The sequence below is a fragment of the Corallococcus sp. AB038B genome (assembly GCF_003668955.1).
Classification (GTDB): domain Bacteria; phylum Myxococcota; class Myxococcia; order Myxococcales; family Myxococcaceae; genus Corallococcus; species Corallococcus exiguus.
In genome coordinates this window covers 322,346-338,615 of the sequence record NZ_RAWO01000007.1, presented here as the reverse complement: position 1 = coordinate 338,615, position 16,270 = coordinate 322,346, and the positions used below count along the sequence as shown (strand labels likewise).

The 16,270-nt window shown below is 70.7% G+C and carries 12 protein-coding genes; 3 read left to right on the top strand and 9 right to left on the bottom strand.

Features of this window, described 5'->3' with window-relative positions:
• Nucleotides 1–111 precede the first annotated feature (111 nt).
• Nucleotides 112–1,764 (bottom strand): formate--tetrahydrofolate ligase, encoded by a 1,653-nt coding sequence (locus D7Y04_RS26860; RefSeq protein ID WP_121761108.1) that lies wholly within the window; start codon nucleotides 1,762–1,764, stop codon nucleotides 112–114.
• Between the two features lie 177 nt (nucleotides 1,765–1,941).
• On the opposite strand from D7Y04_RS26860, the gene D7Y04_RS26855 reads away from it, so the two are divergent.
• Nucleotides 1,942–2,721 carry a hypothetical protein gene (locus D7Y04_RS26855; RefSeq protein ID WP_147454488.1) on the top strand — a complete coding sequence of 260 codons (780 nt, stop codon included), beginning with the start codon at nucleotides 1,942–1,944 and terminating at the stop codon, nucleotides 2,719–2,721.
• A gap of 4 nt (nucleotides 2,722–2,725) precedes the next feature.
• On the opposite strand, the gene D7Y04_RS26850 is transcribed toward D7Y04_RS26855, so the two are convergent.
• From D7Y04_RS26850 to D7Y04_RS26835, 4 genes are all read right to left on the bottom strand, one after another.
• Nucleotides 2,726–3,412 (bottom strand): hypothetical protein, encoded by a 687-nt coding sequence (locus D7Y04_RS26850; RefSeq protein ID WP_121761107.1) that lies wholly within the window; start codon nucleotides 3,410–3,412, stop codon nucleotides 2,726–2,728.
• Between the two features lie 94 nt (nucleotides 3,413–3,506).
• A complete protein-coding gene (locus D7Y04_RS26845) occupies nucleotides 3,507–6,221 on the bottom strand; it encodes an AsmA family protein (RefSeq protein ID WP_121761106.1) in 2,715 nt (904 codons plus the stop codon).
• A gap of 232 nt (nucleotides 6,222–6,453) precedes the next feature.
• The gene (locus D7Y04_RS26840) at nucleotides 6,454–6,915 is read right to left on the bottom strand and encodes a fibril protein (protein WP_121761105.1); all 462 of its coding nucleotides are present in this window, start codon (nucleotides 6,913–6,915) and stop codon (nucleotides 6,454–6,456) included.
• Between the two features lie 160 nt (nucleotides 6,916–7,075).
• Nucleotides 7,076–7,993, bottom strand: a complete 918-nt coding sequence (locus tag D7Y04_RS26835; protein WP_121761171.1) for an iron-containing redox enzyme family protein — start codon at nucleotides 7,991–7,993, stop codon at nucleotides 7,076–7,078.
• Nucleotides 7,994–8,054: 61 nt separating this feature from the next.
• Between D7Y04_RS26835 and D7Y04_RS26830 the strand changes: the two genes are divergently transcribed.
• Nucleotides 8,055–8,993 (top strand): dimethylarginine dimethylaminohydrolase family protein, encoded by a 939-nt coding sequence (locus D7Y04_RS26830; protein WP_121761104.1) that lies wholly within the window; start codon nucleotides 8,055–8,057, stop codon nucleotides 8,991–8,993.
• Between the two features lie 73 nt (nucleotides 8,994–9,066).
• On the opposite strand, the gene D7Y04_RS26825 is transcribed toward D7Y04_RS26830, so the two are convergent.
• Nucleotides 9,067–9,816 carry a sterol desaturase family protein gene (locus tag D7Y04_RS26825; RefSeq protein ID WP_120595017.1) on the bottom strand — a complete coding sequence of 250 codons (750 nt, stop codon included), beginning with the start codon at nucleotides 9,814–9,816 and terminating at the stop codon, nucleotides 9,067–9,069.
• 358 nt (nucleotides 9,817–10,174) lie between these two features.
• Here D7Y04_RS26825 and D7Y04_RS26820 point away from each other — a divergent pair, with 358 nt between their 5' ends.
• Complete coding sequence (locus tag D7Y04_RS26820; RefSeq protein ID WP_233601589.1) at nucleotides 10,175–10,513, top strand: hypothetical protein; 339 nt, start codon at nucleotides 10,175–10,177, stop codon at nucleotides 10,511–10,513.
• A gap of 33 nt (nucleotides 10,514–10,546) precedes the next feature.
• Here D7Y04_RS26820 and D7Y04_RS26815 read toward each other — a convergent pair whose 3' ends face one another.
• The 3 genes from D7Y04_RS26815 to D7Y04_RS26805 all read right to left on the bottom strand — a co-directional run bounded on the left by D7Y04_RS26815 (nucleotide 10,547) and on the right by D7Y04_RS26805 (nucleotide 16,175).
• Nucleotides 10,547–11,650, bottom strand: a complete 1,104-nt coding sequence (locus D7Y04_RS26815; RefSeq protein WP_121761103.1) for a hypothetical protein — start codon at nucleotides 11,648–11,650, stop codon at nucleotides 10,547–10,549.
• 29 nt (nucleotides 11,651–11,679) lie between these two features.
• The gene (locus tag D7Y04_RS26810) at nucleotides 11,680–13,194 is read right to left on the bottom strand and encodes a VWA domain-containing protein (RefSeq protein WP_121761102.1); all 1,515 of its coding nucleotides are present in this window, start codon (nucleotides 13,192–13,194) and stop codon (nucleotides 11,680–11,682) included.
• 134 nt (nucleotides 13,195–13,328) lie between these two features.
• Nucleotides 13,329–16,175 (bottom strand): PAS domain S-box protein, encoded by a 2,847-nt coding sequence (locus D7Y04_RS26805; RefSeq protein WP_121761101.1) that lies wholly within the window; start codon nucleotides 16,173–16,175, stop codon nucleotides 13,329–13,331.
• Nucleotides 16,176–16,270: the final 95 nt, after the last annotated feature.

The following is a 16,270-nucleotide window of genomic DNA, read 5'->3' as shown; positions in this document are numbered from 1 at the left end:
GGATGATATTCCGTCAAGATGATGGGGGGACGGCTTTGTGCGCTTGGAATGGGGCAGGGGTGAGTGCTCCCGTCGAGTGAAGACGGGAGACGCTAGGCCCTACCCCTGACGTCACTCGCCCTGCATCAGGCCCGTGATGCTGCCGTCCGGATGGACCGTGACACGTCGGGCGGCGGGCTCACGTGGCAGGCCCGGCATCGTGAGCAGCTCTCCAGTCAGCGCCACCAGGAAGCCCGCTCCCGCGGACAGGCGCACCTCTCGCACCGTCAACGTGAAGCCCCGGGGCCGGCCTGTCTTCGCCGGGTCGTCCGACAGGGACAGGTGCGTCTTCGCCATGCACACCGGCAGCCCCGCGCCTCCCAGCGCCCGCGCCGTCTCCAAGTCCTTGCGTGCCCCTGGCGTGAAGGCCACGTCGTCCGCGCCGTACACCGTGCGCGCGATGGCGCGGATCTTCTCTTCCGGCGTCTGCTCCAACTCGTAGAGGAAGCGCGGCTTCGGCGGCGCCGCATCCGTCGCGTCCAGCATCGCCAGCACCGTGTCCGCCAGCTCCAGCGAACCCTCGCCGCCCTTGCCGAACCCGTCGCATACGGCAATGCCCACGCCTCTCGCCTTCGCGAACGCGCGCACTTCGTCCAGCTCGGCTTCCGTGTCCTGCGGGAACCGGTTCACGCACAACACCGCCGGCAGGCCGAACGCCGTCACCGACTCCAGGTGCTTCTCCAGGTGTCCGAAGCCCTTCAAGAGCGCCTCGCGGTCCGGCTCCGCCACCTTCGCCGCCGCCGCGCCGCCGTGGTGCTTCAGCGCCCGCAGCGTCACCACCAGCATCACGCCCCGAGGCCACACGCCCGCGCTCCGGCACTTGATGTCCAGGAACTTCTCCGCGCCCAGGTCGAAGCCGAAGCCCGCCTCCGTCACCACCTCGTCCGCGTACGCGAGCGCCAGCCGCGTGCCCACCACCGATGAACACCCGTGCGCGATGTTGCCAAACGGCCCCGCGTGCACGATGGCCGGCCCGCCCTCGCGCGTCTGGGCCAGGTTCGGCATCAGCGCGTCCTTCAGCAGTGCCACCATGGACGCCGCCGCGTTCACGTCGTTCGCGCGCACCGGCGAGCCGTCCGGCGCCTGCCCCACCACGATGCGCCCCAGCCGCGCCTCCAGGTCCTTCAGGTTCTCCGCCAGCGCCAGGATGGCCATCACCTCGCTGGCGGCCGTGATGTCGAAGGACGTCTCGCGCGGCACGCCGTGCGCCTTGCCGCCCAGTCCCACGATGACGTTGCGCAGGAACCGGTCGTTCATGTCCATCGCGCGGCGCCAGCGCACCCGCGTGCCTTCCAGCACCACCGGGTGGCCGTAGTACACGGCGTTGTCCACCAGCGCGGACAGCAGGTTGTGCGCGCTGGTGATGGCGTGCAGGTCGCCCGTGAAGTGCAGGTTGATGTCCGCCGCCGGCTCCAGGCTCGCCTGCCCGCCGCCGGTGCCGCCGCCCTTCACGCCGAAGACAGGCCCCAGGGACGGCTCGCGCAGTGCCGCCACCGCCTTGCGACCCCGCTTGCGCAGGCCCATGGCCAGCGCCACCGACATGGTCGTCTTGCCCTCGCCCGGAGGCGTGGGGTTGATGGCCGACACCAGCACCATGCGGCCCTGGCGCGAACCGCGGCCCAGGGCGTCCAGCGACACCTTGGCGCGGTCGCGGCCCCAGGGGAGGACGTCTTCCGGCGCGAGACCCAGCTCGGCGCCGACTTCAGTGATGGGACGGAGCGTCATGGCGGGGGACTCTCCGCGTCCCGTCGGAGGAGGTCAACGCTCGCGACACGGAGGGCAGGCAGGCGCGCCTCGCAGGACGGTTCCCCGGGAGGCAGGCGGGTGGGAGGATGCAGGCGCAGGGCGGAGCTCGGGGGCGCGATGGAATACGCGGCCGGGAGTTCCGTCAGGGAGAGCATCATGAACCGCATTCTCGGCATCGCATCGGTGGGGATGGCTTCGCTGGCACTCGGAGTGGCCCTGTGGGGGCCTGGGAAGTCGGAGGCCCCTGTCGTCCAGGAGGCGCCCCGCGTGCAGGACTCGACGGCGGACGTCCGGGCGCTCCAGAACCGCGTGAAGGCGCTGGAGGAGACGGTGCAGCTCTTGTCCCGTCGGATGATGGCCTTCGAGCAGGGCGGCGGTACGGCCTCGGCCGGCACGGGCGGTCCTCCGCCCGCGGGCCTGGAGGCGGAGGTCGCGAAGCTGCGCGAGCAGATGCGCGGCGTGATGGTGGGCGAGGCGCTGACCAACGACAGCGCGAAGCAGTCGCTGAAGGAGCTGATGCGCACGGTGCAGGACGAACAGCGCACCGAGCAGCGCCAGCAGTGGCAGCAGCAGGTGGACCAGATGCGCGTGCAGGCGGAGACCGAGCGCTCCGACCGCATGAAGACCTTCATCAGCAACGCGCGGCTCAACTACAGCCAGGAGCAGGCGCTGACGAAGGCGATGCAGGCCGAGGACACGAAGCGCCAGGAGCTGGCGTCGGCGATGTCGGGAGGCCGGCCGGGCCGTGACATGCGTCAGCAGATGCGCGACCTGCGCACGCAGACCGATGCGGAGATGCAGAAGGTGCTCAGCGCGGAGCAGATGACGCAGTACCAGCAGATGCGCCGCGACGACATGAACCCGCGCGGCGCTGGTGGCCCCCGGGGCGGTCCCATCGGCGGCGGCTGGGAGGGGAACGGCGCCGGCGGGCGGTAGCCGCTCAACCGCCAGAGGTCTCCCAGCGCAGGACGTCCTCGAGGTCGAAGGCGTCCGCCAGGGCCACCGACGGGGTGCACAGCAGTACGGGGACCCGAGAGGACGCCGCGCGAGCGGCCTGGACCCGGTCCCAGACGGCAATCGCGGGCAGGTCCACGTCCCGTTCCTCCAGGAAGAGGAACGGGACATCCGCGTCAAAGGACTCCGCGGGCTGGACACGGAAGTCGCGCAGGAAGCCGTTCATCGCCCGCGACGCCCGGTCGGCAATCTCTCCCAGCCACGCCGCTTCCCCCTCACCCACGGAGACCGTGGGCCCGGGAGGAAAGGTGGAGAGCACGGCCTCGTCGCGAGGCGAGCCAGGCTCCACGAAAGGGATCGATATCCCTGCGAGCAGGGACAGTTCCTCATGGACGACGCGCCACCGGCCATCCGGGAAGCGCCGCAGCGTCACGCTGTAGTCGTCGTCATCCACGCCCAGCACGAGCGTCACGGGACCGTCCACCGCGTCCAACACCTGCGTCTGTTGAATCCGGCCGTGAGCCAGTTCGCGAAGCAGCGTGAAGAAGGCCACCAGGTCGCGAGTGGCCGTGCCCTCGGGATCCACAATCACGGTCAGCCGCCGGGGACGAGGCACGACGTCTCGAAGCGAGCGCAGGCCCTCGGCCTGGATGCGCGTGAGCCGGTTGGACATGGCCGCGAGCCTACGCCAGACACCGGAAACACGAACGCCGCGAAGCTCCCGAAGGAACCTCGCGGCGCGAGTGATACCCAGAACCGAGCGGCGCCTACTTCCCGCCGAAGATGCCCTTGAGGCGCTTCTTCGCCTCTTCCTCGGCGCGCTGCCTGGCCTTCTCCTGCTCGATGCGGGCCTGCTCCTCCAGCTTCTTCTTCTCCTCGTTGGCGCGCGCCTCCAGCTCCTGACGCTTCGCCTCCGCTTCGGCCTTCGCCTTGTCCTGGCCGCCCGTGATGATGTCCTCCACGGCCTTGCCCTTCTCACCCAGCAGGCCGCCCAGCGCGGCGCCTCCGGCCAGCTTCAGGATGGTCGTCGCCGCCGGCTTCACGTCGATGCCCGTCACCTCCGGGCTCCACGCCTTGCCTGAGATCTTCAGCCCCACCGGGATGGCTTCCGTCGGCGTCACCTTGCCCACCGTCAGCGTCTTGATGGTCGCGGGCGTCAGCGACACGCCGCCCGTCAGGTCCAGCGTGCCGTCCAGCCCGATGCCGCCGTCGAAGCTCATCGCCGCCTCCGGCCGCGTCCAGGTGATGGGCTTGCTCAGCTGCGCCACGCCGTTCTTGATGGTCACGCTGAAGGGCAGGTTCCCGCCCAGCGACGTCACGTCGCCGCTCTTGAGCGCCTTCGCGAAGGGCACCGCCTTGGCCAGCGGCCCCGTGACGGACGACACCAGGTCCTTGCCCAGGAACGTGCCCTCCAGCAGGTTGCCGTTGATGCCGCCCAGCAGCGTCTGCTGCAGCTTGTCCGGCGTGTAGCCCACGCCCTGCACGTCCACGTTGCCGTTGAACTTGCCCGTCAGCACCTGCTTCGGCGTGCGCGCCGCCAGCGCCTGCGCGACCTCCAGGCCCTGCACCTGCACCTTCGCGGTGAACGGCCGGGCCTCCGGCGCGGGCCCCAGGCGGATGGTGGTCCCGTCCGCCACCACCTTGCCGCCGTAGATGCCCGTCGAGAACTTCTCCACCGTGATGAGGTCGTCCACCATCTTCACCACGCCCGTCACGTTGGACAGGTCCATCGCCGTGTAGCGCAGCGACGCGATGGCGAACTGGATGTCACCCCGGTAGCCGTTGAAGCGACTGGCCTCCCCCGGCGGCGGCTCCGGCGGAGGCTTGCCGCCCGTGCGCGCCAGCACCTGCTCCTCGCTCATCAACAACTTCTCCGCATCCAGCCGCGCGGCCTTCACGTCCGCCTTGAACGTCGTCGTCGCCTTCTTGCCCGTGCCTGCGAGCGCCACCGTGGCGGTGCCCGTCACCGTGTCCTCCAGCGCGCCCAGGCTCATGCTGGTGACGTTCACCGTCATCCCGCTGCCCGTCTTCGCCGGCGCGTACGTGCCCGCCGCCGCGACCTCCAGCCGCTGCCCCGGCGCCTTGTTCACCAGCAGGCCCGGCCGCATGTCCACGCCGTTGAGGTCCGCCTTCGCGTCGAAGCGCAGCGCGCCGCCGCTCGCCGCCGCGCCCGTCACCTTCGCGTTCAGCTTCATCGCGCCGCCAGCTTCCTTCGTCAGCTGATCCGGCACCCGCAGCCGCACTGGCGTCAGGTCCACCACGATGTTGATGGCCTGCGCTTCCTGCGTGCCGCTGCCGCGCACGTCCAGACCAATGGGGCCGGCAATCATCCCGTTGAGCTGCTTGCGCAGCGGCGGGTAGTACTCGGCGAGCACGGCGGGGTCCAGGTTGCGGCCCGTCAGCTCGAAGCCCTCCACCGCGGGCTTGTCCGTGAGCAGCCCCTTCACCTTGCCCTTGCCAGAGATGGCCGCGGGGCCCAGGTCCAGCTTCAGCTTGTCCAGCGCCAGGTCACCCGTGGCCATGTCGCCCGTCACGTCCGTGTCGAGCACCACGTCCAGCGCCTTGCCGCCCTCCGAGCCCGCGAACTTCATCCCCAGCGCCTTGATGACGCCCACGAGCTTCGTGGGGCCCTTGCCGCCGGGCACCGCGCCGCCCAGGTCCGCCTTCCAGTCCGCGTCCAGCGTGCCCGCCTGCAGCCCCACGTCCGGGGGCAGGAACGGCCCCAGCGGCGACAGGTCGATGTGCTCCGCCTTCAGCGTCACCTGCTCCGGCGTGGGAATGAGCGTGGCCGGCAGCGGCGCCGCGGCGAGCGTCATCTTCAAGTTCTGCTTCTCCGCCAGCACCGCCGCGGCCAGGTCCACCTTCAGGGGCTGGCCCACGCGCAGGTCCTTCACCTCGATGTCCAGGTCCTTCACCGCCAGCTCGCGCGCCTGGGCGCCGCCCGCGCGGTCCACGAAGCGGATGGTGCCGTCGGTGAGCGCCGCGCGCTCCACGTGCACGCCCGACAGGTCCGTGGGCTGCGTCTCCTCCTCGGGCGTCTCCTCCTTCGGCTGCTGCGCGGCCAGCTTCTCCTGGAGGCGCTGCACGTTGGTGGTGCCGTCCGCCAGGCGGAGGACGTTCACGGTGAGCCCGGACACCTCCGCGTCCCGCACGCGGATGTCCTTGCCCTTGGAGGTGAGCAGCGGCATCGCCGCCACGCTCACCGTCACGTCCTTCACCTCCGCGAGCGGCAGGTCCTCGCCCTCGGCGGCGCCCACGCTGACGTTCTGGATGTGAGCGCCCACGTAGGGAAAGAGCTTCGTGGAGACGTCGCCAATCTCGATGGGGCGCCCCAGCTTCTGCGAGTACGTCGCGGCCTGGTCGCGCGCCGTCTTCAGCAGGATGGCGTCCAGGCGCCACAGCACCACCGCCACGATGGCGATCAGGAGGGCGAGGATGCCTCCCAGCACATACGGCCAACGCTTCTTCTTCACAGCCGCCACGGTTCCTCCTCCGTCGGGAGAGCGGTCGAACGCTTAGCGCAGCGCCAAGAGCGCCGCACCTCCCATGCACGAAAGGAGGTTGCCAGCGTGACGGTCAACAGCCGGGGGAAAGTCATACTCCTGTCGACCCTTGCATCTAGGCACGACGACCCCACCCAGGAAGGGGGCCTCATGCTTTGAGGACGCAAGAGTCCGGAGCTTTCAAGGAATCATGGGGTAAATCGGGCGGCGCCTAGAGGTCGATGACCTCCGGCTCCATCCCGGACGCGGGCGGCGCGTCGCCCTGGCCCTCCAGCAGGAAACCCCAGGGCGCGTACACGTTCCCGCCGGTGAACGCGTCCACGTAGAGCACCACCGGCGTATCCAGGCCGTCGTACGTGACCTCGAAGATGGACAGCTGGCCCTTCCCCTCGCCCTGGCCATCCACCTGGGTGAACTCGCAGCAGTCGCCCATGCGGCGCCACGCCACCGGCTGGCCCTGCGGGCCTCGCAAGAGCTTGAAGTACGCCATCACGCCCTTGTCTCCCCAACCCACGCGCACCGGGTTCTCCGGCCGGGTGCCGTAGGTCAGCGGATCCGGCCGCTTCGGCATCAGGGGTGCGGTGCGGTGCATCACATCCTGCATGGACGTGCCTGGGGAAGCGCACGCCGTCAGGAGCAGCACCGCGGCGGGGATGCATCGGAACAGGGACATCGGGACCTCCAGCTCGGCCTGGGAAACGCCCCAAGCTGGCGTCCGCCCCGGTTGCCGCGCATCCCCAGCCCCCGCACGGACCGTCCTCCGGGAAACGCACCCCCGAGCCCAGCGCACACGCGCAAGGTCCGGGGGGGAAGGACGACCAGGCCGCGCTTCTTCAGCTCAGCGACTTCAGGTCCAGGCCCAGCTCGTGGCGGTAGCGCTCGAAGCACCGCGCACCCGCCGTCAGCCGGAGCAAGGCTCCTTCCGCCAAGGGCCTCGCGCACGCGGGGTTCGCCTCCACCAGCGGATGAAGCACTTCCTTGTTCCAGGTCTCGGAGTGCTTCACGTCCAACGTGGAGTGCAGCGCGTAATAGCGCCGCACGCGCATGTCGAACCCCAGCCGCTTGAGGCCCTCGTTGACGCACGCGGTGCGGCCCGGCGCCGTCTCCTCCACGATGCCCAGCGCTCCCACCGCGTGGTACGTGTAGCGGCGGTTGAACGCGAACGCGCAGAGCAGGTTCGCCAGCGCGTGCGCTTCCCACACCGTGTCCTCGTCCGTGGGCTTCAACCCCAGCTTCTGCGCCATCTCCGCGAGCATCGGTCCGTGCATCGCGTCCTCGCGCCCTCGGCCCATCTCATCCCAGTAGTTGCGCGCCAGCTCCAGCTTCGCTCGCGTGGGCAGCTGCAACTGCGTCAGCGCCACCAGGTCGTCGAAGCCCGCCTCGCCCGCGACCTCCTGCGTGAGGAACCAGTCCATCTGCTCACGCGTGGCCTGCGTGGCGAGCCATGGGAACAGTGGATCATGCTGTCCGGGACCGGACTCCTTCAGATCCTCGAACCACGCGATGAACCCGTCCGCGTCCTCCGGTGCCTCGGCGGCCCATGCCGCCACGCGCTGTCGCTCCGCCTCTACGTACTCACCTTCGAGCAACCGCAACTGCGTCTCCTCCTGCACGGCTGCCCGCCAGCCCTCGGTGGGAAACCCCGGTGCCAGTCGCGCGTGGTTGAAGCGCAAGAGGGTCCGGTGAAGCCGTTCGGACAGGCGTGCGTCCTCCGTCCCCGCTTCCCCAGCCACCTCGCCAAGCCCGCTCATGGTGCGCACCCTCTCTACACATACCGGAAGGCGGGAGTGCCTTCCGGTCACATGTATGGGGATGACCTTGCACACCGGCCACATCGCTCCCGCCACCTTCGCCGTCAGTCAGGTGCGTTGCGAGAAGGACCACGTCCGCTCGCGCGACTGCGCGTATCAGGTCGCATGGAACATCAATCCGCATATGAAGCCCGGCGCCGTCGCGTGGCGGCGTGCGTGCACGCAGCATCGCGAGCTCCTGCGCGCCCTGCGTGAAGCGGGCGCGGGCTTCTTCGAACTGCCCTTCGTCCACGGCGCGTTCGACTCAGTGTTCGCCAAGGACAACGCGGTGCTCGTCTCCCAGGAGGGTGAGCTTCGCGCCCTGCTCGCTACGATGCGCCATGGCCAGCGACGCGGTGAACAGTTCGCGCGCGCCCGGTGGCTGTCCGCGCGCGGCTTCGACGTCATCGAGCCGCCGCGCGTGCACATCGAAGGCGGCGACGTGGCCATGCTGCCCGCGGGCCGGGGCGCCCTGCTGGGCTGGGGCATGCGCTCCACGCAACGCGCCGCGGGCGTGCTGGAGGCGTTCCTCTCCGCGCCCGTCACGCCGCTGGAGCTGTGCGACCCATACCTCTACCACCTGGACACCGCGCTCACCGTCCTGTCCGACGGCACCGCGCTGGTGTGTCCGGAGGCCTTCACGCCGGAGTCGCTGCGCATGCTGGCGCGCACGGAGGGCATCCAGCAGGTGGTCCCCATCGCACGCGAGGACGCGCTCGCGTTCGGGCTCAATCTGGTGGAGGTGGGCAACACCGTCATCGTCGGTGCGCGCGTGCCTCGCGTGGAGGCGGTGCTGCGCGGCCTGGGGCGCCGGCCCGTCAGCGTGCGGTTGGATCAGTTCCACCTGGCCGGCGGCAGCGCGGCGTGCCTCGTGGCGCGCGTGCACACCCTGCCGCCCCTGTCCGCCCGACGCTTTCGCGAGGAGCAGGCGCAGGACCTGGCCCAGCCGCTCTCCGCGTGACGTGCGCCAAAACGAAGACCTCCCCGGGCGACGAAGCGCGCGGGGAGGTCCGGGGTGAAGCGGGGAGAAGTCCTCAGGACTGTTCGCTGGTGACTTCCGGCGCGCTCAGTCCTTCGGCCTGCTGGAAGCGGCGCGGGTGACCGTCGCCGCGGGTGCCGCCGGAGAGCTTGTCCACCCAGGGGTACTTCTGCGCCTCTTCCGCCGTGTAGCCCAGGTTGAAGACGGTGGCGCTCTTGGGCTTGTCGGAGGCCTTCTCGTACAGCGTGCCGAACACGCGGTCCCAGAAGTAGTTCGTGATGCCGTAGTTGCCCTGCTCATTGTGGAAGTGGTGGGACATGTGCAGGCGCTTGATGTCCTTCAGCCACTTCTGCTGCGGGGCGTAGTTGAGGTGCTGGATGCAGTGGCAGAACTCGTAGAAGCACGTGGTCACCATGCCCCAGCCCAGCGCCGCGGCCGCGCCGGACCGGCCGCCGATGAGGTAGCCGATGGGCGTGAGCACCAGCGCGATGGTGGGCAGCGTGGTGTGCAGCGCGCCGAAGAGCACGCGCAGGTCGTGCGGGTCCTGGTGGTGGTCGAAGTGGATGCGCTTCCAGGTCACCGCCGTCGCCGCGGACTTGTAGAGAAAACGGCCGTGCAGGATGTACCGGTGGATGAGGTACCAGCCGAACGGGTACGCCACCGTGGCCAGCAACATCGCCGCGCCCATGCGCACCGGCGCGTCGAACCACTTCACCGACAGCACGATGCAGGTGATGCCGATGAGGATGTAGGCGACGACGGCGTAGTAGGTGAAGAACGAGTAGACCAGGTCGCGCAGCGACATCCGGTCCAGGTTGTGCTTCCGGTTCAGGAAAGAGACCGCCACGGGGATTCCCTCACTATCCGCTCCGCCGCGGGGCCCGGGCTGCCGGGTGCGCGTGGCGCGAAGGCTTGCTCGCATCCCGGCCCTTGGGGGTGATGCGGTGGTTCCTGAGCTATCAGTCAAGAGGCCCCTTGGCCCAGGAACGGTGAGGGCTCTCTTAGCGCCTTCCTGGAGGCATTGAGAAGCTCCGCTGTTGCCGCGCCCGCACATTGTCTGTCTGCCCGCCCTCCGTCCGACCCGAAGGCGGACTTCCATGCGGGAAGTCCACACCCCACCTTTCCGCCCACAGGCGCGAGCGATCGCGCGAGGGGGCAGATAGATGGCGCGCAAGGCACAGGGACAACAGGGCAGTGGGACCCAGGCGGGGGAACGCCCCGCGCGGCGGAAGACGGCCACCCGGAAGACGGCGGGCGGCGCACCCAGCGCGGGCCGCCTGGAGCTGCGCCGCGACGTCGCGGAGTACCGGGCCGCCGCGGAGGCTCAGGCCGAAATCGTGCGCGAGCGCATCAACGCCGCACTGGAGGTCAGCCGCCGCACGCGCGAGGAGATTGAGGAGCGCATCGCCAGCGAACTGCATGCGCCCCGCGTCACCGCGAAGAAGGCCGCCGCACCGGCTCGCAAGCGCACCCGCTCCTCCACGCGCGCGGCGGCGAAGTAGGGCGCGGCCCCACAGGCCCCCAAGGCCCGGTCTTCAGGAGCGGAGCGCCGGAGCCCGCGCGGGCTGCGCCGCTCCCTCCGGGCCGGAGGACTCCAGGTCCAGCGCGGAGAGCTTCTCCGCCAGCGCCTGGACCCGGTCGCCGCCGCCGTCCAGGGGGGACGCGGCGCGCGCACCGATGAAGCACACGCGGGCCCGCTCCAGCAGGGCCACCTGTGCGTGCAACTGCGCGAAGAGGCGCTCCTGTCTGCGCGACAGCGCGTCCAGGTGGTTGAGCTCCTCACCCAGTGACGCGGCGGCGCGCTCCAACTGGCGCCGGGCCACGCCGTCCTGCGCGTCCTGGGCGCGCTTCTTCAACTCCTGCACCTGCGAGTCCACGCTCCCCTGGGACGCGGAGGACAGCTGCGTCGCCAATTCGGTGTGGGACTCGGCCAGGGTGAAGACGTCCCGGGCCAGCTTTCCGAGCACGGCCTGGAGCTTCTCCAGCCCCGGGCCTCGGGCCAGCTTGTGCGCTTCCTCCTGGCACTGGCGGTAGAGCGTGAGCGCCCGGCTCACCAGGCCGCGCACCTCGCCGGAGAGCGTGGCCTCCAGCCGCATGCCCCGGGTGGCCACCGCGTCCAGGTCCATGGCCAGGTTCGCCGGCAGCGTGCCGATGCTCCAGAACAGCGCCACCACGGCGTAGTCCACCATCAGCGGGAAGTAGCCCCACGCCGGGAGGAAGCGCGCGTCGAGCACCTGGTGCACGTACAGGCCCAGCGCGGTGGTGACGGCCGCGGCCCCGGCGCACAGCGCGACCTGGAGCGGCGTGCCCAGGCTGTCGCGCCCATTGCCCCGCCACGCCAGCAGCCCCGCGGCGATGGCGCCCGCCACCGCGTGTGTCCAGGGAGACCCGAGCCCCAGCACATAGGGCACGGCGGGCAGCAGCACCATCCCCGCGCGCACCAGGAGGTTCTCCGCCGCCTTCGGCTTCACGGCGATGATGGCCGCCGCCATCAGCGCGAAGTAGCCCGGCTCCACCGGCACGCGCAGCACCTGCCGCGCCACGCCGGCCACCAGCGCCATGGCCCCGGCGCCCACGAGCGCGTAGATGCAGCGCGACTCGAAGTCCTCCCGCCGGATGAATTGGATGGAGAGCGACATGGCGCACCGGGCTCCGTACGGCGGGGGGACTAGTAGCTGTTGCTCTGCCCGAAGTTCTTCATCGTCTTCTTCTTGAGGTCGAGCGCCTCGCGGCGGACGTCGGAGTCACTCTGGGCACTGCCATAGGCTGCCTGGGTCTTGTCCACGTCCGCAAGCTCTCCTGCGAGCGCGGACGCCGAAGAGCCGAACAGTTTACGCGCGTTGGTCAGGAAGCTGAGCGCGCTCTCCCGGTTGCCGCTCTGCATCTGCTCCGCGGCCGCCTGGAGCTGCTGGGTACCCAACGCACGGATGGCATGGACGCGCACATCGCGGTCCAGGTTCGCGTGCACCACCTGGACGTCGTTCGTCACCTTCGCGCCCAGGGCCACCGTCACCTGAGACGGCAGGTCCGCCGCCACGTCCACGTACGACACGGAGGCGTCCAGCACGTTCATGTCCGCCGCGTTCGCGGGCGCGTCCAGCGTCAGCTTCACCACCACGCGCGCGGACTGGCCGCCCGTCAAATCGTAGAGGGGGATGCGCACGACGTTGCCGTCGCGGGTGGACGGCAGGCCCATCACCTCCACGCCGCTCACGCCGGGCGGCAGGGTCAGCGTCATGCTCACGTTGCGCGCGACGGTGCTGGCGGCCTGCTCCAGCTCACGGGTGAAGATGGCGGCCAGCTCCGAGGAGTCGCTGACGAAGCCGGAGAAGCCGCCGCCGCGCTCGGCCATGCCGCGCATCAGCGTGTCGTTGAAGCCGCTGCCCACGCCCAGCGCGCTCACGGTGATGCCCGTCTCGCGCAGCTTGCCCACTTCGGAGAAGAGGCCCGCGTTGGACGTCACGCCCTCGGTGGGCTCGCCGTCGCTCAGCAGGATGGTGCGCGTCACCCGGTACTGCCTGGCGTACGCACGCACCGCTTCCGCGCCCGCCACCAGTCCGCCGCTCATGTGCGTGCCGCCGTTCACCTGGATGGCCTCGATGGTGCTCAACAGCTCGCGGCGCGTGGTGTTGTTGATCTCCACGCTGGGCACCACCTTCACGTCGGAGCCGTAGTGCACCAGCGCCAACCGGTCCCCGTCGCGCAGCTGCCGCACCAGCTCCTGCGCGGCGCGCTTCGCGTCCGTCAGCTTGGCGCCATCCATGGAGCCGGAGCGGTCCACCACCAGCGACAGGTTCACCGGCACGCGCTGGACCTTCTCCGGCATGCGCGCCGACAGCTCGAACACGGCGAAGGCCTCGCCCGGGCCCGTCTTCACGTACGCGCCGGACAGCTTGCCCGTGAGCTCCACCGGACCGGCCTTGCCGGACGCGGGCTGGCCCAGGACGACGGGCAGCACGCCCTGGATGGGCGCTTCATCCGGCTGAATCACGGTGTGGGTCTGGTCCACGGCGCTCGTGGCCACGGGGGCCGGCGCGACCCGGTGCAGGTGTCCGTTGGGGAGCCGCTGTTCGACGACCGGCGGGTGCGAGGAGGTCTTCGCGAAGAACGAGCGCGCGTCGAGCGCGAGCGCGCCCACGAACAGCAGGCCAGCGAGAGTCAGCAACAGTTTGGTGCGGTTCATGCGCGGCGACCTTCCCCCAAGGGGTACGAGCGGACGAGCACACGCTCGCAGACCCGTCACGCGGGCGCATCGGTCAGTGGGAGGACCCTCCTCCCGATGACCGATGGGGTGACCCGGACCAGCGTTCCCCGGCGTCAGCCCGCGTCAGGCGGCCCGTGGCGCACCAGCTCTTCCACGGCGCCGCGCACGCGCGCCTCGTCGAAGGGCTTCTCCAGCAGCGGGTTGGGGATGTGCTCCAGGAAGTCGCGCGCGCCCGCGGTGAAGGCGCCGCCGGACACGAAGACGAAGCGGCGCTCCAGGCCCGGGTGGTCGCGCCGCACGGCCTCGTACACGTCGCGGCCGGCGAGGTCCGGCATCATCACGTCGCACAGCACCGCGTCGAAGCCCGGCGCCCGCGACATGCGCTCCAGCGCCTGGCGGCCGCTCGTGGCCACCTCCACGTCATGGCCGCGCAACAGCCGCTGCAGCACGCGGCCCACCGCGGGCTCGTCGTCCACCACCAACACGCGGCCTCGCGGCACCACGGGCGCGGCGGGCAGCGGGGCTTCCGGCGGATGGACGACCGGTTCGGGCTGGGGCGCGGGCAGCACCACGCGGAACGTGCTGCCCTTGCCCACGGTGGTGTCCACCTGGATGTCGCCGCCCAGCCCCGTGATGATGCCGTGGCAGATGGACAGCCCCAGGCCGGTGCCCACGCCCACGGGCTTGGTGGTGAAGAACGGATCGAAGATGCGCCCCATCACCTCCGGCGGGATGCCGATGCCCGTGTCGCGCACCTCCACCACCACCTGCCCGCCGGACACGCGCGTGGCGAGCACCACCTCGTGTTCATGCGCGGCGCCCTCCGGAATCGCCTGCGCCGCGTTCACCACCAGGTTGAGGAACACCTGGCAGAGGCGGCCCTCGTTGCCCATCACCTCCGGCACGCTGCCGTAGTCCCGGCGCAGCCGCGCGCGGTGCCGGATTTCATTGGCGGCCATCATCACCACCGAGTCCAGCACCGCGTGCACGTCCACCGGAGTCATGCGCTCTTCATCCGGCCGCGAGAACGTCTTCAGCTGGCGGACAATCTGGCGCACGCGCTCGGCGCCTTCGCACGCCTCGCCCAGCACCTCCTGCCACTCCGCCACGTCCGGCGGGCGCACGCCGCGCACGCCGGGGCCGGGGGACAGGTGGTGGCGGAACTCGTCCGACAGGAAGCCCAGGTTGGAGACCACGAAGGCCAGCGGGTTGTTGATTTCGTGCGCGATGCCCGCCGCGAGCGTGCCCACCGACGCCAGCCGGTCTGCCAGCGTCAGCCGCGCCTTCAACTGGCGCTGCTCCGTCACGTCGCGCGCGATGGACACCACCGCGGGCTGACCGTCGAAGCGCAGGGGCAGCGAGGCCAGCTCCACCACGCGCGTGCGCCCGTCGCGCAGCACCAGCCGCCGCTCGCTGGTGAGCGGCGCACTGTCCACGGCCGCCACGCCGGTGCCCGGCACGTCCGCCAGGAACTCCGACAGCCGGCGGCCCACCAGTTCCTCCGCGCGCGCGAAGCCCAGCGTGGTGACGAGCACCGCGTTGGCGTAGACGATGTGGCCGTCGCGCTCGATGGCCGCCGGGTCGGGGAAGCCCTCCATCAGAGCGCGCAGGCTGGCCTCGGAGCGCTTCAGCGCCTCCTCCACCTCCCGCCGCTCCGTGATGTCGCGCGCCAGGCCCTCCACCGCCACCACGCGGCCCGCGGGGTCCGTCACCGGCGCCACCACGTGCTCAAGCCACAGCAGGCTGCCGTCGGGGCGCAGGAAGCGCAGCTCCACCGTCCCGCCATCCAGGGACTGGGGCGACTCCAGCACGCGCTCCAGCGCGGCCCGGTCATCCGGGTGCACCTGCCGGTACCACAGCTCCGGATCCGCGTAGTGCGCCTCCGGCCCCAGGCCCAGCTTGGCGTGCGCCACGCGGCTGACGTACGCGAAGCCGCGCGGCGCTTCCCGCCGGTACAGGTACAGCACGTCGGACGCGTTCTCCGCGAGCTGGCGGAAGCGGTGCTCGTGCTCGCGCAGCGCCCGTTCGGACGCGCGGCGCTCCAGCGACACGGAGATGGCGCCGCTGGCCGCGGACAGCAGGTCCACCTCCAGGCGGTCCCACTCGCGCGCCTCGAAGCAGTTGTCGAAGCCCACGAAGCCCACCAGCCGGCCCTGCACGCGCAGGGGCAGCACCAGCAGCGTGAGGATGCCCTGCGGCTCCAGGAGGTCCCGCTCGACGGAGGGGAAGGTGGCCACGCGGCCGGTGACGACCTCGCCGCGCTCCAGCACGGTCGCCCAGCGCCCCAGGATGGGCCGCATGGGCAGGTCCTGGAGCATCGGGTTGTCGATCTCCGCGGTGACCCCGGGCGCGCACCACTCGGCGCGCTGACTGCACATGAGGGTCCCCTGCGCGTTGGTGTACGTCTCGAAGACGTAGACGCGGCTGGCGCCGGAGGCCTGTCCCAGCGGAGCGAGCGCCGGGCTGTACAGGTCGCCGCCCTCCGGCACCGACAGCAGGCGCTGCTGCATGTCCACCAGGGCGGTGAGGTAGCGCTCGCGCCGGGCGAGCGCGTCGCTCGTGCGCTTGCGCTCGGTGATGTCGTTGAGCGTGCCCGCCATGCCCAGCAGCGTGCCGTCCTCGTCGACCGTCACCCGCGCGAAGACGTCCACCCAGCGGAAGCCGCCGTCGCGCGTGAGGTAGCGCACCTCGTGCTGGACGAACTCGCGCTCGCGCGTGAGCAGGGTCTTGCACACCTCCAGCGTGCGCTCCCGGTCGTCCGGGTGCACGAAGTCCAGCGCGGAGCGGCCCAGGCACTCCTCCACGGGAAAGCCTGTCACCTCGGTCCACGCGGGATTGAGGAAGACCCACGTGCGCGCGGTGTCCGTCTGGAACACGACCTCCTGGAGCGTGTCGATGACCTGACGGAAGCGGCGCTCGGTGGGGGTGGTGCCGTCAGGCCGGGTGAACGGCATCTGCATGCGGAGGACTCACGGTGGAAGAACTTGGCCGTGCGGGCGGAACATCCGCGACGCGCACGTAGACAGTCGAACGATTGAGGATCGCCGTCATGCAG

Bases quoted from the DNA above. Each gene is read 5' to 3' on its own strand.
- D7Y04_RS26830 (WP_121761104.1), top strand. From the start codon at position 8,055: ATGACCTTGCACACCGGCCACATCGCTCCCGCCACCTTCGCCGTCAGT.
- D7Y04_RS26810 (WP_121761102.1), bottom strand. From the start codon at position 13,194: ATGAACCGCACCAAACTGTTGCTGACTCTCGCTGGCCTGCTGTTCGTG.
- D7Y04_RS26850 (WP_121761107.1), bottom strand. From the start codon at position 3,412: ATGTCCAACCGGCTCACGCGCATCCAGGCCGAGGGCCTGCGCTCGCTT.
- D7Y04_RS26815 (WP_121761103.1), bottom strand. From the start codon at position 11,650: ATGTCGCTCTCCATCCAATTCATCCGGCGGGAGGACTTCGAGTCGCGC.
- D7Y04_RS26805 (WP_121761101.1), bottom strand. From the start codon at position 16,175: ATGCAGATGCCGTTCACCCGGCCTGACGGCACCACCCCCACCGAGCGC.
- D7Y04_RS26860 (WP_121761108.1), bottom strand. From the start codon at position 1,764: ATGACGCTCCGTCCCATCACTGAAGTCGGCGCCGAGCTGGGTCTCGCG.
- D7Y04_RS26825 (WP_120595017.1), bottom strand. From the start codon at position 9,816: ATGTCGCTGCGCGACCTGGTCTACTCGTTCTTCACCTACTACGCCGTC.
- D7Y04_RS26855 (WP_147454488.1), top strand. From the start codon at position 1,942: ATGAACCGCATTCTCGGCATCGCATCGGTGGGGATGGCTTCGCTGGCA.
- D7Y04_RS26840 (WP_121761105.1), bottom strand. From the start codon at position 6,915: ATGTCCCTGTTCCGATGCATCCCCGCCGCGGTGCTGCTCCTGACGGCG.
- D7Y04_RS26835 (WP_121761171.1), bottom strand. From the start codon at position 7,993: ATGAGCGGGCTTGGCGAGGTGGCTGGGGAAGCGGGGACGGAGGACGCA.
- D7Y04_RS26820 (WP_233601589.1), top strand. From the start codon at position 10,175: ATGGCGCGCAAGGCACAGGGACAACAGGGCAGTGGGACCCAGGCGGGG.